This is a genomic window from Blastococcus litoris, assembly GCF_003075095.1.
In the GTDB taxonomy this organism is placed as follows: domain Bacteria; phylum Actinomycetota; class Actinomycetes; order Mycobacteriales; family Geodermatophilaceae; genus Blastococcus_B; species Blastococcus_B litoris.
Genome location: NZ_QCZF01000003.1, coordinates 322,024 through 346,942, shown reverse-complemented (window position 1 = coordinate 346,942; position 24,919 = coordinate 322,024). Strand labels below are relative to the sequence as shown.

Annotated in this window: 29 protein-coding genes; 9 read left to right on the top strand and 20 right to left on the bottom strand. The window is 74.6% G+C overall.

Translation table 11 applies throughout. The features are described 5' to 3' along the window. Positions 1 to 145: 145 nt before the first annotated feature. Together DCS98_RS08800 and DCS98_RS08795 are read right to left on the bottom strand one after the other, a co-directional pair. Positions 146 to 394 (bottom strand): glutaredoxin family protein, encoded by a 249-nt coding sequence (locus DCS98_RS08800; RefSeq protein ID WP_116450986.1) that lies wholly within the window; start codon positions 392 to 394, stop codon positions 146 to 148. Further along, a complete protein-coding gene (locus tag DCS98_RS08795; RefSeq protein WP_116450985.1) occupies positions 387 to 1,934 on the bottom strand; it encodes an AMP-binding protein in 1,548 nt (515 codons plus the stop codon). The genes DCS98_RS08800 and DCS98_RS08795 overlap by 8 nt, the downstream gene beginning before the upstream one ends. 371 nt (positions 1,935 to 2,305) lie before the next feature. Between DCS98_RS08795 and DCS98_RS08790 the strand changes: the two genes are divergently transcribed. The 3 genes from DCS98_RS08790 (at position 2,306) to DCS98_RS08780 (ending at position 5,179) form a co-directional block, all read left to right on the top strand. Continuing rightward, positions 2,306 to 2,914 carry a sigma-70 family RNA polymerase sigma factor gene (locus tag DCS98_RS08790; RefSeq protein WP_241037391.1) on the top strand — a complete coding sequence of 203 codons (609 nt, stop codon included), beginning with the start codon at positions 2,306 to 2,308 and terminating at the stop codon, positions 2,912 to 2,914. A gap of 115 nt (positions 2,915 to 3,029) precedes the next feature. Then, the gene (locus tag DCS98_RS08785; protein ID WP_116450983.1) at positions 3,030 to 4,175 is read left to right on the top strand and encodes a DUF5667 domain-containing protein; all 1,146 of its coding nucleotides are present in this window, start codon (positions 3,030 to 3,032) and stop codon (positions 4,173 to 4,175) included. Positions 4,176 to 4,261: 86 nt separating this feature from the next. Then, positions 4,262 to 5,179 carry an HAD family hydrolase gene (locus DCS98_RS08780; protein ID WP_116450982.1) on the top strand — a complete coding sequence of 306 codons (918 nt, stop codon included), beginning with the start codon at positions 4,262 to 4,264 and terminating at the stop codon, positions 5,177 to 5,179. A gap of 27 nt (positions 5,180 to 5,206) precedes the next feature. Here the strand turns inward: DCS98_RS08780 and DCS98_RS08775 are convergent, their stop codons facing one another. From DCS98_RS08775 to DCS98_RS08750, 6 genes are all read right to left on the bottom strand, one after another. Then, the gene (locus DCS98_RS08775) at positions 5,207 to 6,115 is read right to left on the bottom strand and encodes a lysophospholipid acyltransferase family protein (protein ID WP_116450981.1); all 909 of its coding nucleotides are present in this window, start codon (positions 6,113 to 6,115) and stop codon (positions 5,207 to 5,209) included. Then, positions 6,108 to 7,214, bottom strand: a complete 1,107-nt coding sequence (locus tag DCS98_RS08770; RefSeq protein ID WP_116450980.1) for an NAD-dependent epimerase/dehydratase family protein — start codon at positions 7,212 to 7,214, stop codon at positions 6,108 to 6,110. Before DCS98_RS08770 ends, DCS98_RS08775 begins: the two co-directional genes overlap by 8 nt. Before the next feature lie 10 nt (positions 7,215 to 7,224). Then, positions 7,225 to 7,323: a 30S ribosomal protein bS22 gene (locus DCS98_RS08765; RefSeq protein WP_012854759.1), complete on the bottom strand. Its 99-nt coding sequence runs from the start codon at positions 7,321 to 7,323 to the stop codon at positions 7,225 to 7,227. 222 nt (positions 7,324 to 7,545) lie between these two features. Continuing rightward, positions 7,546 to 7,887 (bottom strand): helix-turn-helix domain-containing protein, encoded by a 342-nt coding sequence (locus tag DCS98_RS24165; RefSeq protein ID WP_241037389.1) that lies wholly within the window; start codon positions 7,885 to 7,887, stop codon positions 7,546 to 7,548. Positions 7,888 to 8,198: 311 nt separating this feature from the next. Further along, positions 8,199 to 9,017 carry a pyrroline-5-carboxylate reductase gene (gene proC, locus DCS98_RS08755; protein ID WP_116450979.1) on the bottom strand — a complete coding sequence of 273 codons (819 nt, stop codon included), beginning with the start codon at positions 9,015 to 9,017 and terminating at the stop codon, positions 8,199 to 8,201. Continuing rightward, the gene (locus DCS98_RS08750; protein WP_164704471.1) at positions 9,014 to 9,640 is read right to left on the bottom strand and encodes a hypothetical protein; all 627 of its coding nucleotides are present in this window, start codon (positions 9,638 to 9,640) and stop codon (positions 9,014 to 9,016) included. The genes proC and DCS98_RS08750 overlap by 4 nt, the downstream gene beginning before the upstream one ends. 58 nt (positions 9,641 to 9,698) lie before the next feature. Here DCS98_RS08750 and DCS98_RS08745 point away from each other — a divergent pair, with 58 nt between their 5' ends. Next, positions 9,699 to 10,262: a type 1 glutamine amidotransferase domain-containing protein gene (locus tag DCS98_RS08745; RefSeq protein WP_116450977.1), complete on the top strand. Its 564-nt coding sequence runs from the start codon at positions 9,699 to 9,701 to the stop codon at positions 10,260 to 10,262. A gap of 3 nt (positions 10,263 to 10,265) precedes the next feature. Here the strand turns inward: DCS98_RS08745 and DCS98_RS08740 are convergent, their stop codons facing one another. Both DCS98_RS08740 and DCS98_RS08735 read right to left on the bottom strand, forming a co-directional pair. Next, positions 10,266 to 11,129: a hypothetical protein gene (locus DCS98_RS08740; protein ID WP_116450976.1), complete on the bottom strand. Its 864-nt coding sequence runs from the start codon at positions 11,127 to 11,129 to the stop codon at positions 10,266 to 10,268. Next, positions 11,129 to 12,073 (bottom strand): Ppx/GppA family phosphatase, encoded by a 945-nt coding sequence (locus DCS98_RS08735; RefSeq protein WP_116450975.1) that lies wholly within the window; start codon positions 12,071 to 12,073, stop codon positions 11,129 to 11,131. Before DCS98_RS08735 ends, DCS98_RS08740 begins: the two co-directional genes overlap by 1 nt. Before the next feature lie 41 nt (positions 12,074 to 12,114). On the opposite strand from DCS98_RS08735, the gene DCS98_RS08730 reads away from it, so the two are divergent. Then, positions 12,115 to 12,921: a DUF3109 family protein gene (locus DCS98_RS08730; RefSeq protein WP_116450974.1), complete on the top strand. Its 807-nt coding sequence runs from the start codon at positions 12,115 to 12,117 to the stop codon at positions 12,919 to 12,921. Here the strand turns inward: DCS98_RS08730 and DCS98_RS08725 are convergent. After that, positions 12,814 to 13,893 carry a helix-turn-helix domain-containing protein gene (locus DCS98_RS08725; RefSeq protein ID WP_116450973.1) on the bottom strand — a complete coding sequence of 360 codons (1,080 nt, stop codon included), beginning with the start codon at positions 13,891 to 13,893 and terminating at the stop codon, positions 12,814 to 12,816. The genes DCS98_RS08730 and DCS98_RS08725 overlap by 108 nt on opposite strands. Positions 13,894 to 13,975: 82 nt before the next feature. Here DCS98_RS08725 and DCS98_RS08720 point away from each other — a divergent pair, with 82 nt between their 5' ends. Together DCS98_RS08720 and DCS98_RS08715 are read left to right on the top strand one after the other, a co-directional pair. Then, a complete protein-coding gene (locus tag DCS98_RS08720; protein ID WP_116450972.1) occupies positions 13,976 to 14,191 on the top strand; it encodes a hypothetical protein in 216 nt (71 codons plus the stop codon). Positions 14,192 to 14,201: 10 nt separating this feature from the next. After that, positions 14,202 to 14,405 carry a DUF3072 domain-containing protein gene (locus DCS98_RS08715; protein WP_116450971.1) on the top strand — a complete coding sequence of 68 codons (204 nt, stop codon included), beginning with the start codon at positions 14,202 to 14,204 and terminating at the stop codon, positions 14,403 to 14,405. Between the two features lie 6 nt (positions 14,406 to 14,411). Here DCS98_RS08715 and DCS98_RS08710 read toward each other — a convergent pair whose 3' ends face one another. Both DCS98_RS08710 and DCS98_RS08705 read right to left on the bottom strand, forming a co-directional pair. Beyond that, a complete protein-coding gene (locus DCS98_RS08710) occupies positions 14,412 to 15,098 on the bottom strand; it encodes a response regulator transcription factor (protein ID WP_116450970.1) in 687 nt (228 codons plus the stop codon). Beyond that, positions 15,095 to 16,318 (bottom strand): sensor histidine kinase, encoded by a 1,224-nt coding sequence (locus DCS98_RS08705; RefSeq protein ID WP_116450969.1) that lies wholly within the window; start codon positions 16,316 to 16,318, stop codon positions 15,095 to 15,097. Before DCS98_RS08705 ends, DCS98_RS08710 begins: the two co-directional genes overlap by 4 nt. 170 nt (positions 16,319 to 16,488) lie before the next feature. Between DCS98_RS08705 and phoU the strand changes: the two genes are divergently transcribed. After that, positions 16,489 to 17,151: a phosphate signaling complex protein PhoU gene (gene phoU, locus DCS98_RS08700; protein ID WP_116450968.1), complete on the top strand. Its 663-nt coding sequence runs from the start codon at positions 16,489 to 16,491 to the stop codon at positions 17,149 to 17,151. A gap of 64 nt (positions 17,152 to 17,215) precedes the next feature. Here the strand turns inward: phoU and DCS98_RS08695 are convergent, their stop codons facing one another. From DCS98_RS08695 to mshA, 6 genes are read right to left on the bottom strand one after another with little or no spacing between them, the layout of a single operon-like run. Beyond that, positions 17,216 to 17,965 (bottom strand): phosphoglyceromutase, encoded by a 750-nt coding sequence (locus DCS98_RS08695; RefSeq protein ID WP_116450967.1) that lies wholly within the window; start codon positions 17,963 to 17,965, stop codon positions 17,216 to 17,218. A gap of 23 nt (positions 17,966 to 17,988) precedes the next feature. Next, on the bottom strand, positions 17,989 to 18,291 hold the full coding sequence (locus tag DCS98_RS08690) for a hypothetical protein (protein WP_164704470.1): 303 nt from the start codon (positions 18,289 to 18,291) through the stop codon (positions 17,989 to 17,991). Positions 18,292 to 18,329: 38 nt separating this feature from the next. Beyond that, entirely contained in the window at positions 18,330 to 19,574 is a 1,245-nt protein-coding gene (locus DCS98_RS08685; RefSeq protein ID WP_164704469.1) for an aminotransferase class I/II-fold pyridoxal phosphate-dependent enzyme, read from the bottom strand. Between the two features lie 56 nt (positions 19,575 to 19,630). Next, positions 19,631 to 21,187, bottom strand: a complete 1,557-nt coding sequence (locus DCS98_RS08680) for an MFS transporter (RefSeq protein WP_241037383.1) — start codon at positions 21,185 to 21,187, stop codon at positions 19,631 to 19,633. Then, positions 21,184 to 21,690, bottom strand: coding sequence for a type III secretion system chaperone family protein (locus DCS98_RS08675; protein ID WP_116450964.1), 507 nt, complete (start codon positions 21,688 to 21,690; stop codon positions 21,184 to 21,186). The genes DCS98_RS08680 and DCS98_RS08675 overlap by 4 nt, the downstream gene beginning before the upstream one ends. Then, on the bottom strand, positions 21,687 to 23,021 hold the full coding sequence (gene mshA, locus DCS98_RS08670) for a D-inositol-3-phosphate glycosyltransferase (RefSeq protein WP_116450963.1): 1,335 nt from the start codon (positions 23,019 to 23,021) through the stop codon (positions 21,687 to 21,689). The genes DCS98_RS08675 and mshA overlap by 4 nt, the downstream gene beginning before the upstream one ends. 90 nt (positions 23,022 to 23,111) lie before the next feature. Between mshA and DCS98_RS08665 the strand changes: the two genes are divergently transcribed. Then, entirely contained in the window at positions 23,112 to 23,894 is a 783-nt protein-coding gene (locus DCS98_RS08665; protein ID WP_116451136.1) for an SDR family oxidoreductase, read from the top strand. A 1-nt stretch (position 23,895) separates the two neighbouring features. Here DCS98_RS08665 and DCS98_RS08660 read toward each other — a convergent pair whose 3' ends face one another. Then, positions 23,896 to 24,912, bottom strand: coding sequence for a UDP-N-acetylmuramate dehydrogenase (locus tag DCS98_RS08660; protein WP_116450962.1), 1,017 nt, complete (start codon positions 24,910 to 24,912; stop codon positions 23,896 to 23,898). Between the last annotated feature and the right edge of the window lie 7 nt (positions 24,913 to 24,919).

Here is a 24,919-nt window from a genome sequence, read left to right as displayed (position 1 = left end):
AACCACCCGCGTCCGCCACGGTAACCGCTTGTGAACGCAGGAACAAAGTCGCTGCGCGGTGCGCGGGCCCCTGACCGGCCCGAACGGGTGCCGCTGTGGTGAGGACCACCCTAACGACCCCGGTGGCGCCCCTCGTCCGGGGGGCTCAGAGCCCGAGATCCCGGCGCAGCCGCCCCACGTCGACGGTGAAGTAGGAGTGCTCCCGCCCGTCGAGCAGCACCACCGGCACCCGGTCGCCGTACTCCGCCTGCAGCTCCGGATCGGCGTCGACGTCCACCGCCACGACGGACTCCCCGGCCTCGGCGGCGACCCGCTCGAGCGTCTCGCCCGCGATCTCGCACAGGTGGCAGCCGGCCCGCGTCAGCAGCTGCAGCCGGGCGCCCGGCTCAGCCATCCGCGGCCACCCCGGCCTCCTCGGCGGCGTCCTGCCCGGTCAGGCCCAGCTCGCGCAGCCGCGCCCGGCTCACCTTCCCGGTCAGCGAGTGCGGCAGGGCGGGCAGGAAGTGCACCGAGGTCGGCACCTTGTACCGGGCGAGGGACTCCGCGGCGTGCGCCCGCAGCTCCTCGAAGGTCAGCTGCTCACCGGGCCGCACGACGACGACGGCACGCACCGCGGCACCGGTCCGCGGGTCGGGCACGCCGATGACCGCGCTCTCCGCCACCGCGGGGTGCGACTCGAGCACCCGCTCCACCTCGGCCGGGTAGACGTTGAAGCCGCTGACCAGGACGAGGTCGCTGCGCCGGTCCACCAGGTGCAGGTCGCCGTCGGCGTCGTGGTAGGCGAGGTCGCCGGTGCCCAGCCACCCGTCGGGGCCGGGACCGTCGGCGCCGTCGGGCCAGTACCCGGCGAAGAGGTTCGCCCCGCGGACCCAGATCTCACCGGGCCCTTCCTCGAGGTCCTCGTCCGCGTGCCCCTCCTGGGCGTCCTCCGTGGTCGCGGTGTCGCGCAGCTCCAGCTCCACGCCGGGAAGGGGTCCGCCGATGCAGTTCGGCTTCGCCCGGCCGGTGGCCAGGGTGCTGGCCACCACCGGGGACGCCTCGGTCAGGCCGTAGCCCTCCCACACGGTGACCGCGGCCCGGTCACGCATCGCCGTCCACACGTCCTCGGGGAGCGGCGCGGCACCCGACGAGGCCATCCGCATGGCCGCGAACCCGCGCCGCAGCTCGGTGTCGCTGTCGAGGGCGTCGGCCGTCGCCAGCCAGGCCTGGTACATCGGCGGCGCCCCGGGCACGGCGGTGACGTGCTCCTCGGCCATGAGGGCCAGCGACGCGCGGGGGTCGAAGGTCTCCTGCAGGACGGCGCAGGCACCGGTGGCCGCGACCAGGCCGAACCCGGCGTTGAGCCCGTAGACGTGGAACAGCGGCAGCACCAGGAGGACGCGGTCGTCCTCGCGCACCACCGGCGGCGTCATGGCCAGGCACTGCTCCTGGTTGGCCCGCAGCGCGGCCGCGGTGAGGATCGCGCCGCGGGGGCGGCCCGTCGTCCCGCTGGTGTACGCCAGGAAGGAGGGCGCCACGGGGTCCACCGCCACCTCGGGCGCCGGGCCGTCGGCCTCGGGCGGGCCCGCCTGCACCGGCACCCCGGCGACGGGCTCCCGGATGGTCCGCGTGACGAACAGGGCGGCACCGGAGTCGGTGAGCACGTACTCGAGCTCGGGGTCGGTGTAGGCGGTGTTCACCGGGACGACGACGAGCCCCGCCCGCAGGGCGCCCAGCGCGGCGCGCAGCCAGGACAGGCCGTTGGGCAGCTGGATCGCCACCCGGTCGCCCGGCGCGAGGCCGTGCGCGGCGAAGCCGGCGGCGGCCCGGTCGACCGCCGCGTCGAGCTCCGCCCAGCTCAGCCGCTCGTCCCCCGCCACCACGGCCGGCGCCTCGGGCCGGTGTCGCGCGGCCGCCCGCACGAGATCGGCGAGCGACGTGCCTGCCTCTTCCACATCTCCTCCGTGGTGCCGCTGCTGTCGGCCGGCCGCCGGCAGGCACTTCCGCGTGCATTCCGGCAAGCTGGTTGGACGGGCTGGGGCGATGTTGTCACCATGGGGGCAGCCCTGCAGCATCGCGCGCCCGTTCCCCGCCGGGTGCGTCGGGGGAAGACGTCCTGGTACGCGGGCCGGCAAGGAGGTCGATCGCCCGCATGCCGCACCCTCTGGACGCGGGGCGAGAGCTCGCTTCGTCGCCTCCGACAGGGTCCGCGAGACCCACCCCGCACCCGCGGCCCTCCCCCAGGCCGCGACCGACCCCGTTCCCGCGGTCCAGTGCGGAGGCCCTCCCCGAGCCGAACGTCGTCGAGGAGCTGCCCGCCCCGGCGGTGGACACCGAGGAGGTCGACGAGGCCGAGGCGCTGGAACCCGATCTCACCCCGGCCCCGGAGGGCATCGACGTCTGGGAGCTGGTGTCCCAGGCCCAGGCCGGGGACGCCGAGGCCTTCGGCCGGCTCTACGACCACTACGTGTCGATGGTCCACCGGTACGTCTACTACCGGGTCGGTGACCGCGCCACCGCGGAGGACGTCACCAGCGAGACGTTCGTCCGGGCGCTGCGCCGCATCGACTCGCTGTCCTTCCAGGGCCGCGACGTCGGCGCCTGGCTGGTCACCATCGCCCGCAACATCATCCGCGACCACGTGAAGAGCAGCCGGTACCGGCTCGAGGTGACCACGGCGGACATGCGCGACGCCGACCGGGCCACCGACGGCCCCGAGGACGCGGTGGTCCAGCACCTCACGAACCGGGAGCTCCTGGCCTGCGTGCAGCAGCTGGGCAGCGAGCAGCAGGAGTGCATCGTGCTGCGCTTCATCCACGGCCTCTCGGTGTCCGAGACCGCCGAGATCATGGGGAAGAAGGACGGCGCCATCAAGGCGCTCCAGCACCGCGCCGTGCGCCGCCTGGCGGGGCTCCTCCCGGACGGTCTGCGATGAGCGGAAAACGAATCGTCGGGGCCGTAACCGAATATCCTCACCCCTCGTTGGAGCGGGTGCAGCGGGGTGCGCCGGTCGGTGGCGTCCCCGCAGGAACGACGTCCGGAGGCCCCAGGTGAGCGTGCACGAGCGCGAGGAAGCCGTCGTCGCGCGGCTGCACGGGCTCGCGCCGCACCTCGACGGCGAGCCCGACCCCGCCTTCCGGGCCGCCACGCGCGCCCGGCTGGTCGCGATGGCCGCCGTCCGCACCCCGGAGCCGGCGCCCGCCGGCGGGATGCAGCGGCTGCTGGCCGTCCGCGCCCCCGACGTCCGGCCCGCGCGCTGGCGTTCCCGGTTCACCGCAGGCCTGGCCGGCGCCGCCCTGACGGTGACCGCCCTCGCCGGCCTGGTGGCGGTGGCCGACGGCGCCCGGCCCGGCGACGTCCTCTACGACCTCAAGCGCGGCACGGAGCAGACCCAGCTGGCCCTCGCCGGCGACGCCCGGGGCCGGACGCTGCTCGACTTCGCCAGCACCCGGCTCGACGAGGTGGAGGCGCTGGTCGGCGAGGGCGGCACGGCGCTGCCGGTCGCACCCGTCGAGCCCGCTGGCGACGGCGTCTCGGCGGCCGGCGCGGACCCCGCGCTCGTCCTGGAGACCCTCCGCACGATGGACGAGCAGACCAGCGAGGGTGCGTCCTGGCTGGCCGACCGCGCCGTCGACACCCAGGACGGCGAGCCCCTCGACGAGCTGGCCGAGTGGGCCGCGGTGCAGTCGGCCGAGCTGGCCGCGCTGCAGCCGCGGATGCCCGGCGAGACCACCGAGGCCGTCGGCCGGTCGCTGACGCTGCTGGCCGAGATCGGTGCGCGCACCGGCGGGCTGCAGGCCGCCGTCGCGTGCCCGGGCGGGCCCGCCGTGTCCGGGACCGACGACCTGGGACCGGTCCCCGCGCCCTGCCCGGCACCCGACCCGGCCCCGCCGGTGACCACGACGGGCGAGAGCCCCGGCCCGTCGACCCAGGCCGGTACGGGGACGACCCCGCCCGCGCCGACCGCGCCGGCCGCGCCGACCCCCACGCCGGTCCCCGTCCCGGGCACGACGCCGGGTGGCGGCCTGCCGACCACCCCGGCCCCCACCACCCCCGGCGGGGGGCTGCTGCCGCCGCTGCCGCTGCCACCGCTGCCGGGCGGCGGCTCGAGCGCGTCGACGCCACCGCCGATCATCCAGGTCCCCGGGCCGGTCACCCTCTGCCTCCCGCCGCTGGCCACCCTCGGCAACTGCTGACCGACCGACTCCCCTCCGGTACGCCCCGCTAGGGTCGGGAGGTCGGGTCGCCGCACCGGCGGCAGGTCGATCGCAGGGAGGACGTCGTGCCGCGAGTGCCGTTCCGCGGCCGCCGGTCCGTGCGCTCGGAGGCGGCCGTCGACGAGGAGACCCGCGCTCACGTCGCGGGCGCGGCGTCGGCCGCCGCGGCCGAGGTGGCGCCGCCGCCCTCGGTCGATCCCGACCCCACCGGCGCGGCGTTCTTCGACGTCGACAACACGATGATGATGGGCGCCTCGCTGTTCTGGTTCGCCCGCGGGCTGGCCGCCCGCAAGTACTTCAGCAGCCGCGACATGGCCGGCTTCGTCTGGCAGCAGCTCAAGTTCCGCATCGGCGGGAACGAGGGCAGCGCCGATGACATGCACACCATCCGCGAGAACGCGCTGGCCTTCGTCGCGGGCCGGCCCGTCGCCGAGATCGTGCAGGCCAGCGAGGAGATCTACGACGAGCTGATGGCCGACCGGATCTGGGCGGGCACCAGGGCGCTGGCCCAGCAGCACCTCGACGCGGGTCAGCGGGTGTGGCTGGTCACCGCGACACCGGTCGAGCTGGCCTCGATCATCGCCCACCGGCTGGGGCTCACCGGGGCGCTCGGGACGGTCGCCGAGGTCGTCGACGGCAAGTACACCGGCCGGCTGGTCGGCGAGCTGATGCACGGCCCGGCGAAGGCCGAGGCGGTGCTGGCCCTCGCCGAGCGGGAGGGCCTGGAGCTCGCCCGGTGCACGGCCTACAGCGACTCGGCCAACGACCTGCCGATGCTGTCGCTGACCGGGGACGCCGTCGCGGTCAATCCTGACACCGAGCTCCGGGCGGTCGCGCGGGCGCGCGGCTGGACGATCCGCGACTTCCGGACCGGCCGGAAGGCGGCGAGGATCGGCGTCCCCACCGTGGCCGCCGCTGCGCTCACCGGCGGTGTGGTCGGCGGAGCGATCGCCCTGCGGAGGCGCGACAAGCTCCCCTGGTGAGCTCGCCGCGCCGAGCCCTCGGGGCGATCAGCCGAAGACGCTCTTGCGCTGGAGGAGCAGCTGGTAGAGCGAGTGCTGGATGGTCTCGCGGACCTGGTCGGTCAGGTTGAACACCAGCATCGGGTCCTCGGCGGCGGCCGGGCCGTAGGACGCCGTCTCGATCGGCTCGCCGAAGGCGATCAGCCACTTCGAGGGCAGCGGTACCAGGCCGAGCGGGCCGAGCAGCGGGAAGGTCGGCGTGATCGGCAGGTAGGGCAGGCCGAGCAACCGGGCCGCCGTCCTGGCGTTGCCGATCATCGGGTAGATCTCCTCGGCGCCCACGATGGCGCACGGGATGATCGGGACACCGGTCCGCAGAGCCGCGGTGACGAAACCCCCGCGCCCGAACCGCTGCAGGGTGTAGCGCTCGCGGAAGGGCTTGCCGATGCCCTTGAACCCCTCGGGGAAGACGCCGACCAGCTCGCCGGCGGTCAGCAGGCGCTCGGCGTCCTCGTTGCACGCCAGCGTGGTGCCCATCTTGCGGGACATCGTGCCGATGAACGGCAGCTCGAAGACGAGATCGGCACCGAGCAGGCGCAGCCGCCGCCGGGCGGGGTGGTCGTCGTGCAGGGCGACCGTCGTCATCAGCGCGTCGACGGGCAGCGTGCCCGAGTGGTTGGCGACCAGCAGCGCACCACCGTCGGCGGGCACGTTCTCCAGCCCCTGGCTCTCGACGCGGAACCACGTCGAGAAGAACGGCCGCAGGACCGGCAGCAGCACGTGGTCGGTGAGGTCGGGGTCGAAGCCGAACTCGTCGGTCTCGTACTCCCCCGTCAGCCGACGGCGCAGGAACTCCAGCCCGCCGGCGAGCTGCTCCTCCCAGCCGGGCGGTGCCGCGGGCGGGACGTAGGGGTCGTCGTCGTCCGGGCGCAGCGGGATCACGCGTGCCTCAGGCATCGCGCACCGCCCGCAGGCCCGGGGCCGGCGGCGCCGGCCGGAGCCGCTCGCCGACCGCGGTCGCGGCGTCGCCGGCGTGCTCGAGGACCGAGCGGGCGCGCGAGGTGACCGAGTGCACCAGGCGCGGCGAGACGACCGGCGGCACCGTGCGGGCGTAGTCGTCCAGGGCGGCCTCCGTGGTGTACCGGGGGGTGTAGCCGAACCGCTCGCGCAGGACCGTCGTGTCGACGACCCGCCCGAAGTTCAGGAACCGCATCTGCTCCGGCGAGTAGTCCACGAAACCGAATCGGCGCGAGAGCCGCCCGACCGAACCCAGCGCCGGGGTCGGGATCGGGACCTCCACCCGGCCGAGCCGGCGGATGGCCTGCGAGAGCAGCAGCGTGCCCGCGCCGCCGACGTTCACCGTGCCGGTGAAGTCGCCGGTGGTGGCGCGGGTGAGCACGGCCAGGGCGTCGTCCTCGTGGAGGAGCTGGACCCGGGCGTCGTAGCCGAGGGCGGTGGGCACCACCGGCATGCGGAAGAAGCCGGTGAGCAGGGAGTCGATCCGCGGCCCGATGAAGTTGGTGAACCGCAGCATGGCGACCTCGACCTCGGGCCGCCGTCGCGAGAACGCGCGGACGTAGCCCTCGATGTCGAGGCTGTCCTTCGCGAACCCGCCCGAGGGCACGGCGCGCGCCTGCATCGCCTCGGTGAACACCGCGGGGTCGCGGGAGGAGGCGCCGTAGACAGCGCTCGTCGACTTCAGCACGAACCGGCGCACCGACGGCGCGCGCTGGCAGGCGGCCAGCAGCTGCATGGTGCCGATGACGTTGAGTTCCTTCATCGGCGCCCGCCCGCCGGAACCGGCCGGCGTGGAGCTGATGTTCATGTGCACGACGGTGTCGACCGACGCCGCCGCGATGACCTTGCCGATCAGCGGGTTGCGGATGTCGGCCCGCACGAACTCGGTGCGCCCGAGCCGGCGGAGCATCTCCTGCGACGGCGGGACGGTGTCCACGCCGATGACCCGCCCGATCAAGGGGTCAGCTGCCAGCTCGGCCGCCAGCGCACCACCCAGCCACCGGCTCACACCGGTGACGAGGACGACCGCGGGCGGCACGAGCGTCAGCTCACTTCTTGTTGCGTCGCTGGACGCGCGTCTTCTTCAGCAGCTTGCGGTGCTTCTTCTTCGCCATCCGCTTGCGCCGCTTCTTGATGACAGAACCCACGTGGTGCTCCCGACGTCGTCTTGAGAATTCTCAGCTCGTGCGTGACACCTGGGCGGGTCAGCCCTGGATCACCCGGCGACCGAGCGTACCGGCCGCCCCGCGGCGACGCTGCCGCGGGCGGACCGGGTCACGACGAAGGGGTGGAACAGCAGCAGGTGGCGCTCCGACGCGCGGAGGCCACCTGGCCGCGGTGTCGCCCGGCGGGCGACGGTGTGTCTGCTCTCAGGCGATGTCGGTGTAGGCGTCGCGGAGGTAGTCCTGCACGGCGCGCTCCGGGACGCGGAAGGAACGGCCGACGCGGACGGCGGAGAGCTCGCCGGCGTGGACGAGGCGGTACACGGTCATCTTCGAGACGCGCATCATGGAGGCGACCTCGGCGACGGTCAGGAACGTGACGGCGGCGCGGGGGGCGGGGACGGCGGGGCGGCCCAGCGGCATGGCGGCCGGGTGCTGCGCGGGGACCGGGCGGGCCATCGTGGCAGCCATCGGGCGGCCGACGGGGCGGGGGCCGGGCACACCGGGGCGGGCCATCGCGGGGGCTGCAGAGCGCTGGGGCATGGTCATCTCTTCGTCTCCGGACCTAGCGCATGTCGTGGCGCCGGCTTCCCCACCGGCAACTGAACACGCATGCGCTGGTACAGAGCGTAAGGGGCCCACGTGACTGGAGCGATGGGTGAATCGAACAGGCGGACCGGTCCGTCCTCGGCAGAACTACACCAGTGCAACCGCTCAGAACTGTGGCGCACCGCGTTTCGCAACTCTGTGACGACGCGATGACGGACAGTGCTGGATTCATGTCGACTTGTGGGTTACGGTGCCCGGCTCGCCGCCGCAGCGGGCCTCCGGGGGCGCAGGCGCCCCACGCCCCCCGCGCGTCAGCGGGTGTCGCGCCCCAGTTCCACCGACCGGGCGTGCGCCGCCTCGATGGCCGCGATGAGCGCTGCCCGCACACCGTGCCGCTCCAGCTCCCGGACCGCGGCGATCGTCGTCCCGCCGGGACTGGTCACCGCCTCCCGCAGCTGCACCGGGTGCTCGCCGGAATCGCGCATCATCACCGCCGAGCCCAGCGCCGTCTGCACGATGAGATCGGCCGCCAGCGCCCGCGGCAGGCCGAGCAGGATGCCGGCGTCGACCATCGCCTCGACCAGGTAGAAGAAGTAGGCCGGGCCGCTGCCCGAGAGCGCCGTCACGGCGTCCTGCTGGTCCTCCGGCACCCGGCGCACCCGCCCGACGGCGGCCAGCAGCGCCTCGGCCTCGTCGAGGTGCTCCTCCCCCGCGTGCGCCCCCGCCGACAGCACGCTCATGCCCTCGTCGACCAGCGCCGGGGTGTTGGGCATGACCCGCACCACCGGGACGCCGTCGGGAAGGGCCGCCTCGATCCGCCGCGTCGGGACGCCGGCGGCGACCGAGACCACCAGGTGGCCGGGGTCGACGTGCTCGGCCAGCCGGCCCAGGAGGACGTCGATGTCCTGCGGCTTGACCGCGAGCAGCAGCACCCGCGCGCGGGTGGCGGCCTCGCCGAGGTCGACGGTGCCCACGCCGTACCGCGCTCCGAGCTCGGCCGCGCGCTCGGGGCTCCGCTCGCACACGAGGATCCCGTCGGGCCCGCCGCGCCGGACCAGGCCCGACAGCAGCGCCTCGCCGATCTTGCCGCCGCCGATGATCGCCAGCCCCCGGCGCCCGGTCGCGGTCACGGGGCCACCGCCAGGCCGACCCGGAGGGCCGAGCCGGCGGCGACCAGCCGCCGCTGCTCGGCGAGCAGGACTCCGTAGGGCATGACGAGCTCCCAGCTGTCGGACGGGCGGCCGTTCCAGGCCGCGCGTTCACCGGCGATGGCGACCAACCGCGGATCGGACACCGCGACACCGAGGTGCCCGTCGGCGGCCATCAGGACGTTGAGGCAGCGGACGAGGCCGAGACCGGCCCGGTGGCCGGGCCCCGCCTCGAGCCGGATGCGCCGGCCCGCGAGGCGGCGGCAGCGTTCGTCGGCACCGGGCTGGTCGGCCCGCACGACGATCCGTGCGCCGGGCGGGGCCAGCTCGTCGACCACGGCGGGGGGACCCGTGACGGCGATCGCGACCCCGGCGTCCTCCGCGGGTCCGCGGACCGCGTCGAGCCGGTCGACCGGGACCGCCAGCTCGCAGGACCCCGCCAACCCGGCGCCGCGGGCACGCGCCACGAGCGCCGCGTCACCCCCCTCGAAGGCCACGAGGCACCCCGCGCCGACCAGCTCCCGCGCCAGCTCGACGGGGTCGCGCCCGGCGACCAGCCGCCGGGACAGCAGACCGCGCAGCGCGGTGGCGGGGCTGACGGGCACGCCGAAACCGTAGTGCGCCGGTGTGTGCCCCGTCGGGGGCACGGGTAGCGGCGGCCTCATGGCAGGAGAACTGAACGGGATGAAGGTGGCCGTGCTGGCCACGGACGGCGTCGAGCAGGTCGAGCTGGACCGGCCGTGGCAGGCGCTCGAGGAGGCCGGCGCCGAGCCGGAGCTGGTGTCCCTGGAGGGCGGCACCATCACCGCCTACGACCACATCGACAAGGGCGACACGAAGAAGGTGGACGCCGTCGTCGGCTCCGCCGACCCCGACTCCTACGGCGCCCTGGTGCTGCCCGGCGGCGTCATCAACGGCGACTTCGTCCGAGCCGACGCCGACGCCGTCGCGTTCGTCACCTCCTTCTTCGATGCGGGCAAGCCGGTCGCGGCGATCTGCCACGCGCCGTGGGTGCTCATCGAGGCCGGGGTCGTGAAGGGCCGCCGGATGACGTCGTGGCCGTCCCTGCAGACCGACCTGCGCAACGCGGGCGCGGACTGGGTGGACGAGGAGGTCGTCGTGGACGGCAACCTGATCACCAGCCGCAAGCCCGACGACCTCGACGCCTTCGGCGCGGCGATCGTCGAGGAGTTCGCCCGCGCCGACGCCGACGACGAGGAGGACTGACCCTCAGGAGCCGGCGGCGAGCAGCCCGGCGGCGGGGGCGATGGTCAGCAGCGTGCCGGCGAAGACCAGCACCGCCAGGAGCCACGCACCGACCGGCTCCCGCCCCTGCCGCTGACGCCACATGCCCACGCCGGTGACCAGACCGGTCACGGCGAGCGGGGCGAGCAGGACGGCGACGTGCGGGACGATCTCCCAGAGCACGGTGGCGGCGAAGTAGACGCCGACGCCCGCGGCGAGGGCGATGACCAGCTCGCCGGCGAAGCGCAGCCAGGCGAGGGCGCTCTCCCGCGGCGTCGCATCGAGGTCGGCGTCCAGGTCCGCGTCGACGTCGCCCGGCCGGACCACCGGGATCGGACCGGTGGACGGGTGCTCCTCGCGCGCCGGCCGGGACGCCCCCCGCTGCGGGAGCTCCCTCGAGTGCCGGCGGTCGAGCGCCGGGACCGGCGTGCTGTGCAGGGCCTCCCGGGGCGCCGGCGCGCTGGGCACCGGCGCGCTGGGCATCGGCGCCGCGACGGGGACGCCGGGCTTCCGGTCCGGGCGGATGCCGGGGATGGCGGCGGTCGAGGGGTCGGGCGCGCGCCGCGCCTGCCGCCGCTCGGGCTGCTGCCGGCGCTCCACGCCGGGGGGCGGGACGGTGAAGTCGGGGCGGTCGGGCGCCGCGTCGCTCCGGCGCCGTCCGTAGCCGGTGCGGCCGGCCACGCCGTCGGCGGCCGCCGCCTCGGCCCGGCGCTGCCGGATACCGGTCTCCTCGGGGTCGTCCCAGGAACGGCGTCGGGCAGCGCGGTCGGCCCGTTCGATGCCGGCCTCCCGGAGGATCTCGGCGAGCGAGCGACCTCCGGTGTCCGGGCTCCAGTCCGTCTCCGCCATCACACCCCTCCCAACGAGTCCAGCCTGCGCAGGATGACACCCTCCCGCAGCGCCCACGGGCAGATCCTCACGCACCGTACGTCCAGCGCACGCATAGTTGCGGCAGCCACCACGGCGCCGGCAGGAACCTGGTGCGCGCGATCGGGCGATACGCCCCGCAGCTCGGCCAGCGCCGCGCTCTCGATCCGCGACACGAAGCCGACGAGCTGGTCCAGGCCGTCGGCGGTGAGCTCCCGCGGCACCTGGAGGCCGGCGGAGTACGGGGCGGCCCCGGTCAGCCGTGCCAGGGTGCGGAAGGTCTTGCTGGTGGCGGCCACGATGTCCGGCCGGCCGGCACCCCGCAGCTTCTTGGCGCCGGGGGTCAGGAGCTCCGTGGCGTAGGAGTCCAGCTTCCCCAGCGCGGCCAGGTCGGGCCGGCCGCCGACGTGGGCCTCGGGCAGGAACCGGCGGGTCATGCGGCCCGCGCCCAGCGGCAGGGAGAGGGCGACGTCGGGGTCCTCGTCGACGCCGCTGGCCAGCTCCAGCGACCCGCCGCCGATGTCGAGCACGAGCAACCGGCCCGCGCTCCAGCCGAACCACCGGCGGACGGCGAGGAAGGTGAGCCGGGCCTCGTCCTCCCCGGTCAGCACCTGGAACTCCACGCCGGTGCTCTCCGTGACGCGGTCGAGGACCTCCTGGCCGTTGGACGCGTCCCGGATCGCGGACGTGACCATGGCCAGCAGCTCGTCGCACCCCTGCTGCTCCGCCTGCTCGCACGCCTCCAGCACCGCCTTCAGCAGGGCCTTCTCCCCCGCCTTGGACAGCACGCCGTCCTCCCCGATCTGCTCGGCGAGGCGCAGCAGCCAGCGGTCGTCGTGCATGGGGGTGGGGTGCGCGCCGCGGTGGGCGTCCACCACGAGGAGGTGCACGGTGTTCGAGCCGACGTCCAGCACCCCGAGTCGCATGGGCCCAGTCTGCCGGGCCGGACCACACCTAGGCTGGGTGCGTGCCAGACCCCCTCTCCGAGGTGCCGCTCGACTTCGCCCGCGAGTGGGTGGAGTTCCCCGATCCGGCCGACCCGGGGCACGTGATCCGGGCGGACCTCACCTGGCTGACGTCGGCCTGGACGTGCATCTTCGGCCGGGGCTGCGCGGGCGTGGTCGAGGGCCGCCCCGACGACGGCTGCTGCAGCCACGGGGCCTTCTTCACCGACGACGACGACCTGGCACGGGTCACGGCCTCCGTCGCGCAGCTCACCGACGAGGACTGGCAGCTCGCACCGGTGGGGCGGGTCGCGTGGACCGAGGAGGACAGCGCCCACGACGACAGCGGGAAGGGGTCGCTGCGCACCCGGGTGGTCGACGGCGCCTGCGTCTTCCTCAACCGGCCCGGGTTCGCGGGCGGCCAGGGCTGCGCGCTGCACCGCATGGCGCTGCGCAGCGGAGTACACCCGCTGACGACGAAGCCCGACGTCTGCTGGCAGCTGCCGGTGCGGCGGGAGCAGGAGCACGTGGAGCGGCCGGACGGGACCACCGTCCTCGTCTCCAGCATCGGCGAGTTCGACCGCCGCGGCTGGGGTCCGGGCGGGGCGGACCTGCACTGGTGGTGCACCGGCTCGCCGCTGGCGCACGTCTCGCGCGAGCCGCTGGTCGAGACCTACGCGCCGGAGCTGACCGAGCTCATCGGCGAGGCCGCCTTCACCGAGCTACGCCGGCTGGCCGAACTCCGCCTCGACCAGGGTCTCGTCGCGCCGCACCCGGCCAGCCCCCGGCCGGTGCCCGTCGAGCTGCAACGGCGCCGGCCCGGCGCCTGACGCCGTCCCGGCCCGGAAGGTCTGCCGGTAGGCACGCGGCGAGACCCCGCGCCGGCGGGCGAACTGCTCGCGCAGACCCGCCGCGGTGCCGAAGCCCACGAGCCGGGCGACCTCCTCGACCGGGGCGTCGGTCTCCTCCAGCAGCGCCTCCGCGGCCGCGAGCCGCTGGCCGAGGAGCCAGGCGTGCGGGGTGGTCCCGGTGGTCGCCTTGAACCGGCGGGCGAAGCTGCGCGGGCTCATCAGCGCCCGCCGGGCGAGCAGGTCGACCGAGATGTCCTCGGCCAGGTTGGCCGTGGCCCACTCCAGGACGGCGCCCAGCAGGTCGTCCTCGCAGGCGGCCACGGGGGCGTCGATGAACTGCGCCTGGCCGCCGTCGCGGTGCGGCGGCACGACCATCTCGCGGGCCAGGGCGTTCGCCGCGGCGGACCCCCACTCCCGGCGCACGAGGTGGAGCAGGGTGTCGACGCCGGCCGCCGTCCCGGCGCCGGTGATGACCTGCCCGTTGTCGACGTAGAGCACCGACGGGTCGACGGTGACCTGCGGGAACCGGGCGGCCAGCTCGCCGGCGTACTTCCAGTGCGTGGTCACGCGCTTGCCGTCGAGCAGCCCGGCGGCGGCGAGGACGAACGCACCGGTGCAGTGGCTGATGATCGTCGCGCCGCGGGCGTGCGCGGCGCGGAACGCCTCGAGCAGCGCGGGCGAGGGCACGCGGTCGAACAGCTCCCACGCGGTGATCGAGACGATGTCGGATCGGGCCAGCCGCTCGAGCCCGTGCTCGACGGTGATGGGGATGCCGGTGTCGGTGCGCAGCACGCCGGGGGCCTCGCTCACCAGCCCGAAGTCGAACCGGGGCAGCCCCATGCTGCTGCGGTCGTAGCCGAAGACCTCGGCGCATACGCCGAGGCCGAAGCTACCGACGAGGCCGTCGGCGACGACGACGCTGACGACGAGCGGGCGGTCCGGGAGAGCCATGCGGGCATCATGGCAGAAAAGACGCGATAGCGGTCACTTCTGCCACTCGTACCCGTCGCCCGGGCCGAGCACTCTTCTGACCATGCTGCTGATCACCTGCCCCGTCACCAGGACCGACGAGCTGGTCGCCGACCGGCGGATCCGGTCGGTCACCAACCACGCCACGGCCGAGGGGAGGCACATCGCGATGCACGTGGAGTGCCCCGCCTGCGGGAGCGTGCACGTCTACCGGACCGGCCGGCGCCCCGCCGTCACGAGCGCTCCCGCTCGGGAGGCGCGGGTCCCCGTCCCGGCCTAGCATCGAACACATGAGCGAATCGAACGCGAACACCGGCCAGGCCGGCGACCCCACCGCCGAGAAGGACCCGGCCGACTGGGTGACCGGCGACGAGCCGGCCACCGGTGCCCAGAAGAGCTACCTGGAGACGCTGTCCCGCCAGAGCGACGAGGAGGTCCCCGAGGACCTCACCAAGGCCGAGGCGTCGCAGAAGATCGACGAGCTCAAGAGCTGAGCCGGCTCAGGCCTCGAGCTTGTAGCCCAGGCCCCGCACCGTCAGCAGGTACTTGGGGTTGGCGGGGTCGGGCTCGATCTTGGCCCGCAGCCGCTTGACGTGGACGTCGAGGGTCTTGGTGTCGCCGACGTAGTCCGAGCCCCACACGCGGTCGATGAGCTGGCCGCGGGTGAGCACCCGGCCGGCGTTGCGGAGCAGGTACTCGAGCAGGTCGAACTCCTTGAGCGGAAGGGAGACCTGCTCGTTGTCCACGGCGACGACGTGCCGCTCGACGTCCATCCGCACGGGACCGGCCTCGAGGACGCCCTCGCTCGCGGGCGCCTCGCCGGCCTCCCCGCGCCGGCGCAGCACCGCGCGGATCCGGGCGACGAGCTCGCGCGCCGAGTACGGCTTGGTGACGTAGTCGTCGGCGCCGAGCTCCAGGCCCACGACCTTGTCGATCTCGCCGTCCTTGGCCGTCAGCATGATGATCGGGACGTTGCTGCGGCTGCGCAGGGACCGGCAGACCTCGGTGCCGGGCAGACCCGGCAGCATGAGGTCGAGCAGGACGATGTCGGCGCCCGCGCGGTCGAACTCCGCCAGCGCGTCGGGGCCGTTCGAGGCCACGACGGCGTCGTAGCCCTCCCGCCGCAGCATGTAGGAGAGGGCGTCGGAGAACGACTCCTCGTCCTCGACGACCAGTACTCGGGTCATGAGCGCTCGATCTCCATCTTCTCGGCGGGCCGCTCGTCGGCCGCCGCGGGCGGGGGTGCGTCGGTGTCTCCGGGGTCGGTGGGCCCGGACACCAGCGGGATGCGCAGGGTGAACGTGGAGCCGAGGCCCTCCTCGCTCCACACGGCGACCGATCCGCCGTGGTTGCTGGCCACGTGCTTGACGATGGCCAAGCCCAGCCCGGTGCCGCCGGTGCTGCTGGCCCGCGACTGGTCGACCCGGTAGAAGCGCTCGAAGACCCGGGTGCGGTCCTTGCGCGGGATCCCGACGCCGCTGTCGGTGACCGCGATCTCGGCGAACCCCGACCGCGCGCGGGCTGCCACGGCGATGCGGTTGTCGCCCTCGCTGTAGGCGACGGCGTTGGCGAGCAGGTTGGTCACCGCGGTCACCAGCTGGTTCTCGACGCCGCGGACCACCAGCCCGGCGTGCCCGCCGACGGCGATGTGCAGGTCCTTGGCCTTGGCGGCGGTGCGGGTGCGGTCCACCGCCTCGGCGATCACGTCGTCGACCTCGACGGGCACCAGCTCGGGCAGCGGCTCACCGCCCTGCAGCCGGGACAGGTCGATGAGCTCGCGGACCAGGCGCGCCAACCGGTCGGACTCCCGGGCGATCCGGCCGGCGAACCGCTGCACCGCCTCGGGGTCGTCGGCGGCCTGCTCGATCGCCTCGGCCAGCAGGGCGAGCGCCCCGACGGGCGTCTTCAGCTCGTGCCCGACGTTGGCGACGAAGTCGCGGCGGACGGCCTCGGTGCGCCTGGTCTCGGTGACGTCCTGCAGCACCAGCGCCACGGGGCCCGGCAGCGGCGCCGTGCCGCTGTGCAGCCGGACGCCGTGCACACCCATCAGCCGTGGGCCGGCGCCGGCGAGGTCTCCGGGCAGCCGGACGTCGGCGCGGCGGCTGCCGCCCGCCCGGACGTCCTGCACCAGCGTGAGCAGGTCGGGCACCAGCAGCCGGCTCCCCCGCACGATGCCCAGCGCCCGGGCCGACGGGTTGGCCAGCAGCACGGCGTCGTCGACGTCCACCAGGACGACCGCCGGATCCATGAGGTCCAGCAGGCGCCGGGCGAAGGCGGCCTCGGGCGGGCCGACGACGGCGCCGTCGACCGCGGGACCGGCGGGGTCCCGCGGGAAGCGGAGGATGACCGTGGCGGCCACCACCCCGCCCAGGACGAGGCCGACCACCAGCGCGACCAGTGGACTCACGACCCGATGCTAGGTCGGGACACCCCCGTTTCCGCCGGAACGCAGCCGATCTCCCCCTCCGGCGGGGCAGTGTTCACCTGGGTGTGGGCAGTCGTTCACCCGGGGACGGGAAACGCGGTCACCGGCGCACCTACCCTCGCAGGCACGCTGCAACGGGAGGACGACGACACATGCGCGAGAGCTACTTCGAGGAGCTCGAGGACATCCGGGGTTGCCTGGTCGAGATGGCGAACACCGTGGGCTCGCAGATGAGCACGGCCACGACCGCCCTGCTGGACGCCGACGTCGCCCTGGCCGACCTCGTGATCGCCGGTGACGAGCAGATCGACGCCACCCGGGAGAGCATCGACCAGCGCTGCTTCACGCTGCTGGCCCGCCAGCAGCCGGTCGCGACCGACCTGCGCACGATCGTGACGGCCACGCGGATCGCCAGCGACCTCGAGCGGATGGGGGACCTGGCCGAGCACATCGCGAAGGTGGCGCGCATGCGCTTCCCCGACCACGCGGTGCCGCAGGAGGTGCGCCCGGCCTTCCTGGAAGCCGGCCACGTCGCCGAGATGCTGGTCGCCAAGGCCGGCACCGTCATCGCCAAGCGCGACGTCGAGGCGGCCCGGGAGCTGGAGACCGACGACGACGCGATGGACCAGATCCACCGCGACCTGTTCCGCGAGCTGCTGGCGCCCAGCTGGCCGCACGGGGTGGAGACCGCGATCGACGTCACCCTGCTCGGCCGGTACTACGAGCGCTTCGGCGACCACGCCGTCGGCGTCGCCCGCCGGGTCGTCTACCTGGTGACCGGCGAGCGGCACGTGCCCGAGCCGAGCCAGCCCTAGCGCACGGCCTGGTCGCAGGGGCCCGCGGCGAGCGACAGCGAGGCGTGGCGGGCGACCAGGTCCTTCATTTCTTGCCCTGGTTCTTGACGGCTTCGATCGCGGCGGCCGCGGCCTCGGGGTCGAGGTACTCGCCACCGGTCTCGACCGGGCGCAGGTCCTCGTCCAGGTCGTAGCGCAGCGGGACGCCGGTCGGGATGTTGAGGCCGACGACCTCGTCGTCCCCCATGCCGTCGAGGTGCTTCACCAGCGCGCGCAGGCTGTTGCCGTGCGCGGCCACGAGCACGGTCCGGCCGGCACGCAGGTCCGGCACGATCGCGTCGTACCAGTAGGGCAGCATCCGGACGACGACGTCCTCCAGGCACTCGGTCGCCGGGCGCGCCTCGGGCGGCAGGAACGCGTAGCGGGCGTCGCCGTCCTGGGAGTACTCGCTGCCGGCCTCGATCGGCGGCGGCGGGGTGTCGTAGGACCGGCGCCAGATCATGAACTGCTCCTCGCCGTACTCGGCGAGGGTGGCGGCCTTGTCCTTGCCCTGGAGCGCGCCGTAGTGCCGCTCGTTCAGGCGCCACGACCGGCGCACCGGGATCCACTGGCGGTCGGCCTCGCCCAGGGCCAGCTCGGCGGTGCTGATCGCCCGCTTCAGCAGCGAGGTGTGCAGCACGTCGGGCAGCAGCCCGTGCTCGGCGAGCAGCTGGCCGCCGCGGGCGGCCTCGCCGCGACCCTTCTCGGACAGGGGCACGTCGACCCAGCCGGTGAAGAGGTTGGCCTTGTTCCACTCGCTCTCACCGTGGCGGAGCAGCACCAGAGTTCCAGTCACGCGCCCATCCTGCCGGACGGCGATCAGGCCGCCAGCCGGGGCCAGACCAGCCAGAGCTCGAAGAGCACCGGCGGCGCCAGCCCCAGCAGCAGCCAGAGGCTGAGCACGCGCCGGGCGGCACCCCACCGGACCGCCGCCACGACGCCGACGCTGGAGAGGACGCCGACCACCGACCAGAGCCCCACCGCCCAGCCGCGCGCCGGCTGGAGCTGGGCGAGGACGAGCATCACGGCGCTGACGAGCACCGGGTAGACCAGCGCCGAGGCGGCCACCACGCCCATGAGCGCGCGGGCGCGACGCTCCGGTGCGGGTCTGCTGTCCGCCATCCCCGACCACGCTAACCGCGGTCGGGCGGGCATGCCGCTCAGGCGGGGACGGGGACCCGGGACCGGGCGGTGGCGACCGCCTCGGCGATGATGCCGCCGGCCCGCAGCAGCTGCTCCTCGGTGTGCGTGGCCATGAGCGTCAGGCGCAGCACCCCCCGCCCGCGCGGGACGGCGGGGTAGGCGACGGCGTTGGTGTAGACGCCGGCGTCGAAGGCGAGCCGCCAGGCCAGCTGGGTGACCTCGTCCTGCCCGGTCGGCACGGCGATGACCGCGCCCTCGCCTGTGATCGGGGCCGCGCCCTCGTCGGCGAGCACCCGGCGGAGCAGCTCGCAGTTGTCCTGCAGGCGGCTGACCCGTTCGGGCTCGGCGCGCAGGATCCGCAGCGCGGCGAGGGCGGCCGCGACCGACGCCGGGTCGTTGCCGGCGCTGAAGACGTACGGCATGGCCGAGGCGCGGATGCCCTCCGCGGCCGCGCGCGAGGTCATGATCGCCCCGCCGATGCTCGCCAGCGCCTTGCTCAGCGCCACGGTGACCGCGTCGACGCGGGACAGGACCCCGAGGTGCTCGGCGGCACCCCGGCCGGTCTTGCCGAGGACGCCGAGGCCGTGCGCCTCGTCGACGACCAGGCGGGCGCCGGTGCGCGCGCAGAGCTCGGTGATCTCGGCCAGCGGGGCGACCTCGCCGGTCATCGAGTAGACGCCGTCGACGACCACGACGGCGCCCGCGCGCGGATCGATCGACGCCAGCCGCTGGGCGAGGCTGTCCAGGTCGTTGTGCCGCCAGCGCAGCGCCGTGCCACGGCTGGCCGCGGCGGCGGCGTGCAGGCTGGCGTGCACGTGCCCGTCGACGAGCAGCACGTCGTCGGAGCCGCAGATCGTCGACAGCAGCGCGACGTTGGCGTTCACGCCGGACGAGGTGAGGACCGCCGCCTCGGTGCCGTAGTGGTCGGCGAGCTCCTCCTCCAGCGCGAGGTGCAGCTTCGTCGTCCCGTTGAGGACCCGGCTGCCGGCCGTGCTGGTGCCGTACTGCGCGAGGGCGGCCGCGGCCGCCTCGATCACGCGGGGGTCGCCGGCCAGGCCGAGGTAGTTGCCGGTGCCGAGGTTGATCCGCTCGCGCCCGTCGGAGTAGCGGGTCACCGGCAGCGGGGCGCCGTCGGTCGGGACCGCGTGCGTCGCCGCGCCGTCGGCCACGTGCTGGCGGAACAGGGCGGCGAGGGGGTTCTCGAGCAGCGGCGCGAACGGGTCCCGCCGTCCCTGGACCGGGACGGGGTGGTCGGCGCGCACGCCGACCAATGTCGGCGGAGCGAGGCGTGTCGTCAACCGTGCGTTCCACCTTGGGGTCAGTCCGTGACCAGGGCCACGCTCCTCCGCCGTCCCGGGAGCCACACGAGGACGACCACCGCTGCGATCAGGGCCGCCAGGGCGGTGAAGACAGCGGTCACGTGCATGGCGGAGACGAAGGCCTCGCGGGCCGGCTCGACCAGGTCGGCCGCGGCCTGCGCGGCGTAGGCGTCCCCACCGTCCTGGGCCACCCGGGCAGCCTCGAGCGTGGCGACGATCGACTGGCTGGCCTCCGCGCGGACCTCCGCCGGGAGCACGTCGACCGCGCTGCCGAGGTTGGCCGAGTAGGAGGCAGCGAGGACCGAGCCGAGGATGGCGACGCCCAGGGCGCCTCCGACCTGGCGGACGGAGTTGTTCACCGCCGCCCCGGCGCCGGCCTTCTCCCGGGGCACGACGGACATGATCGACTCGGTGGCGGGGGCCATCACCGCGCCCATGCCGAGGCCCTGCACGCTCAGCACGACCAGCAGCAACCAGACCGGGCTCGTGAGGTCCAGCAGCTGGATGCCCAGGAAGGACAGGGCGATGAGGCCGAAGCCCCCTGCGCACACGGCCTTCGCGCCGAACCGTTCGGCCAGGCCGGAGCTGCGCGGCGCCATGACGGCCATGCCCACGGCCACGGGGATGAGCGCGGCGCCGCTCTGCAGAGGCGTGTACCCGCGGACGCCCTGCAGGTAGAAGACGAGGTAGAACGTCGCGCCGAGCAGGGCGAAGAAGTTCAGCCCGAGCGCGGCTGCGGCGGCGGAGAAGGCCGGGTTGCGGAACAGGCTGACGTCGAGCGCCGGGTGCGACGACCGCCGCTGGAGCTGGACGAAGAGCGCCAGGAGCAGGAGCCCGCCGATCAGCGGCACCAGCACGCCCGGCGTCGTCCAGCCCACGCCGGAGCCGCCCCGGATGAGCCCGTACACCACCCCGGCGAGCGCGAGGATCGACAGCAGCACCCCCGAGATGTCCAGCCGTCCGGGCGAGGGGTCCCGGGACTCGGGGACGAACGCCAGGACGGCGACGATGCCGAGGAGGGCGACCGGGACGCCGACGAGGAAGACCGAGCCCCACCAGAAGTGCTCCAGCACCGCCCCGCCGGCGAGCGGTCCGCCGGCGACGCCGATCCCGGCGGTGCCGGCCCAGACGCCGATCGCCCGGCCGCGCTCGCGGGGCGGGAAGACGTTGGTGATGACCGCCAGGGTGGTGGGCTGGACCGCGGCGCCGCCGACGCCCATGACCGCGCGCCAGGCGATCAGCTCGATCGCGCTGTCGCTGAACGCGGCGAGCACGGACCCGACGGCGAAGACCGTCAGACCGATGAGCAGGACGCGCTTGCGGCCGATGCGGTCACCGACGATGCCCCAGGTGAACAGCAGCCCGGCGAACACGAGGATGTAGGCGTCCACGGCCCACTGCAGCTCGCCCTGGGTGGCCGCCAGCTCCCGCTGCACGGTGGGGATGGCGACGTTGAGGATCGTGTTCCCCGTGATGACCACGAGCAGGCAGACGGTCATGGTGGCGAGGACCCACCAGCGCCTCGGGTAGCCGGGCGAGGATGGCTCCGCGGTCACGCCCGGCGGGTGGGGTCGGCGAACGCCGCGAAGGCCTCGAGGTTGCGCAGCGACTCCCCGCGCTTGACCCGCCACTCCCACTCCCGGCGGATCGAGGTGCCGAACCCGATCTCCAGCATGGCGTTGAAGTGGTCGTCGGCGTAGGTGAGGACCGAGCCGAGGATGCGGTCGATCTCCTCGGGGGTGACGGCGGCGTGCGGGAGCCGGCCGGTCAGGTAGACGTCCCCGACGCCGTCGATCGAGTAGGCGACGCCGTACATCCGCGCGTTGTGCTGCAGCAGGAAGGTCCACAGCTGCTCGCGGTTCTCGTCCGGCTGGCGGCAGACGAAGGCCTCCACGCGGAGGGCGTGCTCGCCGACGATGAGGCCGCAGACGGTCTTGAGCTTCTTGGTCCCGGGGAGGTCGACCAGCCACCTGCCGGGGCCCGGGTGCTCGTGGACGAGCTCGCTGTCGCGCAGGGTCTGCTCGATGACGGCGTCCAGCTCGGCGACGGTGCGGCTCACCGGGCCACCTGCACGCCGGGGAGCGCCCGCAGCGGGCCGATCGCGGAGTGGCGCACCGGGCGGGGCGCACGGCCCATCTCCTCGGCGGCCGAGGAGTAGGCGGCCACGAGGGCGTCGGCGGTGCGGTCCCACGAGAACAGCCCGGCGTGCCGGCGGGCGCCTGCCGCCAGCAGCTCGCGGCGGACCAGCACGGCACGGACGGCGGTGGCGTAGTCGCGCGGGTCGTGGCCGTCGACGAGAACACCCGAGACGCCGTCCCGGACGGCGGTGCGCAGGCCACCGACGGCCGCGGCGACGACGGGGGTGCCGCAGGCCTGGGCCTCGAGCGCGACGAGCCCGAAGGACTCGTTGTGGCTCGGGACGACGGTGACGTCGGCGGCCCGGTAGTGGTCGGCCAGCCGCTCCGGCGGCTGCGGCGGGAAGAACGTGACGACGTCGGCGATGCCCAGGTCGCCGGCGAGCTTCTGCAGCTGCTCGGGGGCGTCGAGCCCCGAGCCGCTCGGCGCGCCGACGACGTGGACGCGGAGCCGGCGGCGGAGGGCCGGCTCGTCGCGCAGCAGGTGCGCGGCGGCGTGCAGCAGGACGTCGGGGGCCTTGAGCGGCTGGATGCGACCCACGAACAGCAGCACGACCGCGTCCTCGGGCATGCCGACGGCGCGGCGGGCGGCGGCCCGCCCCCCGGGGCAGAAGCGCTCGAGGTCGACCCCGGGTGGGACGACGAGGGTGCGCGCGGGGTCGGCGTCGTAGAGGCGGACCAGCTGCCGGGCCTCCTCCTCGGTGTTGGCGATCAGCCGGTCGGCCTCCGCGACGACCTGCTCCTCGCCGATCACGCGGGCGCGCGGCTCGGGCCGGTCGCCGTCGGCGAGGGCCTCGTTCTTCACCTTGGCGAGGGTGTGCGCGGTGTGGATGAGCGGGACGCTCCAGCGGTCGCGGGCGAGCCAGCCGACCTGGCCGGAGAGCCAGTAGTGGGAGTGGACGACGTCGTAGAAGCCCGGTTCGTGCTGGGCCTCCTCGCGCAGGACCGCCGCCGTGAAGGCGCACAGCTGGGCGGGGAGCTCCTCCTTGCCCAGGCCCTCGAACGGGCCGGCGCTGACGTGCCGGACCGTCACGCCCGGGCTCATCTCGACCACCGGGGGGAGGTCGCTGGAGGTGGCGCGGGTGAAGATGTCGACCTCGATGCCGCGGGCGGCGAGGCGGCGCGAGGCCTCGACGATGTAGACGTTCATGCCACCCGCGTCGCCGGCGCCGGGCTGGTCGAGCGGGCTGGTGTGCACCGACAGCGTGGCCACGCGCCGGGGCGCGCCGGAGCGGGGGAAGCGGCGAGCGGGCACGGCGTTCCTCCCGCTCTCGTCCGCTGGTGGCGGGGCCGTCCGGGCCCCCTGTCGACTCGTCAATCCTGCAACAACGTCAGGATGGGCTTCATGCCCGGTACCGAGCCGTCCCACTCCCCCGCCCGTCCGCTTCCCGGATCGGGGCGCACCGCCGTCGTCACCGGTGCGTCCAGCGGCATCGGTGCGGCGACCGCCGCCCGGCTGGCCGCCGAGGGTTTCGACGTCGTCCTGGCCGCCCGGCGACTGGACCGGCTGGAGGCGCTCGCTGAGTCCACCGGCGGGAGGGCCGTCGCGCTCGACGTGACCGATCCGGCATCGGTCGAGGAGTTCGCGGCCGCGCTGGACCGGGTGGACGTGCTGGTCAACAACGCCGGCGGCGCCTTCGACGCCCAGCAGGTCGCGGACGCCGACCTCGACTCCTGGGCGCGGACGTACGAGGTGAACGTGCTGGGCACGGTGCGCCTGACCAAGGCCCTGCTCCCGGCGCTGCGCGCCTCCGGGGCAGGAGACGTGCTGTTCGTCAGCTCGACGGCGGCGCTCGTCTCGTACGAGGGCGGGGCGTCGTACACGGCGGCGAAGCACGGGGTGCACACGCTGGCGGAGACGCTGCGGCTGGAGCTGAACGGCGAGCCGGTGCGGGTGATCGAGATCGCGCCGGGGATGGTGCGCACGGAGGAGTTCTCGCTCAACCGGCTGGGCTCGGCGGACAAGGCCGACGCCGTCTACCGCGGCGTGCGCGAGCCGCTGGTGGCCGAGGACGTCGCCGACTGCATCGCGTGGGCGGTCACCCGGCCGAACCACGTGAACATCGACCTGCTGGTGGTCCGCCCCCTCGCGCAGGCCGCCCAGCACAAGGTCGCGCGGGAGAGCTGAGCTAGGAGGTCGGCGGCCGGACGGCGGTGGGCTCGCGCTCGAGCGTGACGCCGAACCGCTCCTCGACCGTCGCGACCACCCGGCCGGCGAACGCGAGCAGCTCGGCCGCGGTGGCGCCGTCCTCGGTGGTGAGGGCGAGACTGTGCTTGGACGACGTCCCGACGCGGCCGTCGCGCGTGCCGCGGCCGAAGCCGCCGTGCTGGACGAGCCAGGCGGCGCTCAGCTTGACCAGCCCGTCGCCGGCCGGCCAGCTGGGGCAGCCCTCGACCGCCTTCTCCGCGGGCACGATCGGATTGGTGAAGAACGAGCCGGCGCTGCGGCTGTCCGGGTCGGCGGGGTCCCAGACCATGCCCTTGCCGCGGCGCAGCCGGAGCACGGCCTCCCGGACGTCGGCCAGCGGCGCCGGTTCCCCGATCTCCACGCCCAGCGTGCGCGCCAGCTCGGCGTAGGTGACCGGACGCGACCCCGCGCCCGGCTGCAGCGCGAACGTGACGTCGAGGACGACGAACCGGCCCGGGTCCCGCTTGAGCCGGCTGTCGCGGTAGGCGAAGCCGCAGTCGGCCGGCGTGAGCGTGCGCTCCGACTTCTCCGCCCGGTCGTACACGCGCACGGCCGTGATCGTCTGCGCGACCTCCTGGCCGTAGGCGCCCACGTTCTGGATCGGGGTGGCGCCGGTCGAGCCCGGGATGCCGGACAGCGCCTCGATGCCGGCCAGCCGGTTCTCGACGGTGTGGGCCACCAGCTCGTCCCAGTCGTGCCCGGCCTGGACGGTGAGGCTGTCACCGTCGCGCTCGATGCCCCGCGAGCGGACGAGGACGACGTCGCCGGGCCACCCCTCGTCCGGCGCGACCACGTTCGAGCCGCCCCCGAGGACCAGCAGCGGGGTGCCGTCCTCGTCGGCCGCGCGCACCGCCGCGACGAGTTCAGCGGCGTCCTCGACCTCGATCAGCCGCGCGATCGGGCCGCCGACGGCGAGGGTGGTGAGGTCCGCCAGACGGACGTCGGATCGCACCTGCACGGCACCA

What these genes read in the sequence shown, in the direction of transcription:
- DCS98_RS24165 (WP_241037389.1), bottom strand. Translation starts at nt 7,887, where the DNA reads ATGACCATGCCCCAGCGCTCTGCAGCCCCCGCGATGGCCCGCCCCGGT.
- DCS98_RS08725 (WP_116450973.1), bottom strand. Translation starts at nt 13,893, where the DNA reads ATGGCTCTCCCGGACCGCCCGCTCGTCGTCAGCGTCGTCGTCGCCGAC.
- DCS98_RS08745 (WP_116450977.1), top strand. Translation starts at nt 9,699, where the DNA reads ATGGCAGGAGAACTGAACGGGATGAAGGTGGCCGTGCTGGCCACGGAC.
- DCS98_RS08715 (WP_116450971.1), top strand. Translation starts at nt 14,202, where the DNA reads ATGAGCGAATCGAACGCGAACACCGGCCAGGCCGGCGACCCCACCGCC.
- DCS98_RS08665 (WP_116451136.1), top strand. Translation starts at nt 23,112, where the DNA reads ATGCCCGGTACCGAGCCGTCCCACTCCCCCGCCCGTCCGCTTCCCGGA.
- DCS98_RS08710 (WP_116450970.1), bottom strand. Translation starts at nt 15,098, where the DNA reads ATGACCCGAGTACTGGTCGTCGAGGACGAGGAGTCGTTCTCCGACGCC.
- DCS98_RS08775 (WP_116450981.1), bottom strand. Translation starts at nt 6,115, where the DNA reads ATGCCTGAGGCACGCGTGATCCCGCTGCGCCCGGACGACGACGACCCC.
- DCS98_RS08720 (WP_116450972.1), top strand. Translation starts at nt 13,976, where the DNA reads ATGCTGCTGATCACCTGCCCCGTCACCAGGACCGACGAGCTGGTCGCC.
- DCS98_RS08800 (WP_116450986.1), bottom strand. Translation starts at nt 394, where the DNA reads ATGGCTGAGCCGGGCGCCCGGCTGCAGCTGCTGACGCGGGCCGGCTGC.
- phoU (WP_116450968.1), top strand. Translation starts at nt 16,489, where the DNA reads ATGCGCGAGAGCTACTTCGAGGAGCTCGAGGACATCCGGGGTTGCCTG.
- DCS98_RS08735 (WP_116450975.1), bottom strand. Translation starts at nt 12,073, where the DNA reads ATGCGACTCGGGGTGCTGGACGTCGGCTCGAACACCGTGCACCTCCTC.
- DCS98_RS08690 (WP_164704470.1), bottom strand. Translation starts at nt 18,291, where the DNA reads ATGGCGGACAGCAGACCCGCACCGGAGCGTCGCGCCCGCGCGCTCATG.
- DCS98_RS08740 (WP_116450976.1), bottom strand. Translation starts at nt 11,129, where the DNA reads ATGGCGGAGACGGACTGGAGCCCGGACACCGGAGGTCGCTCGCTCGCC.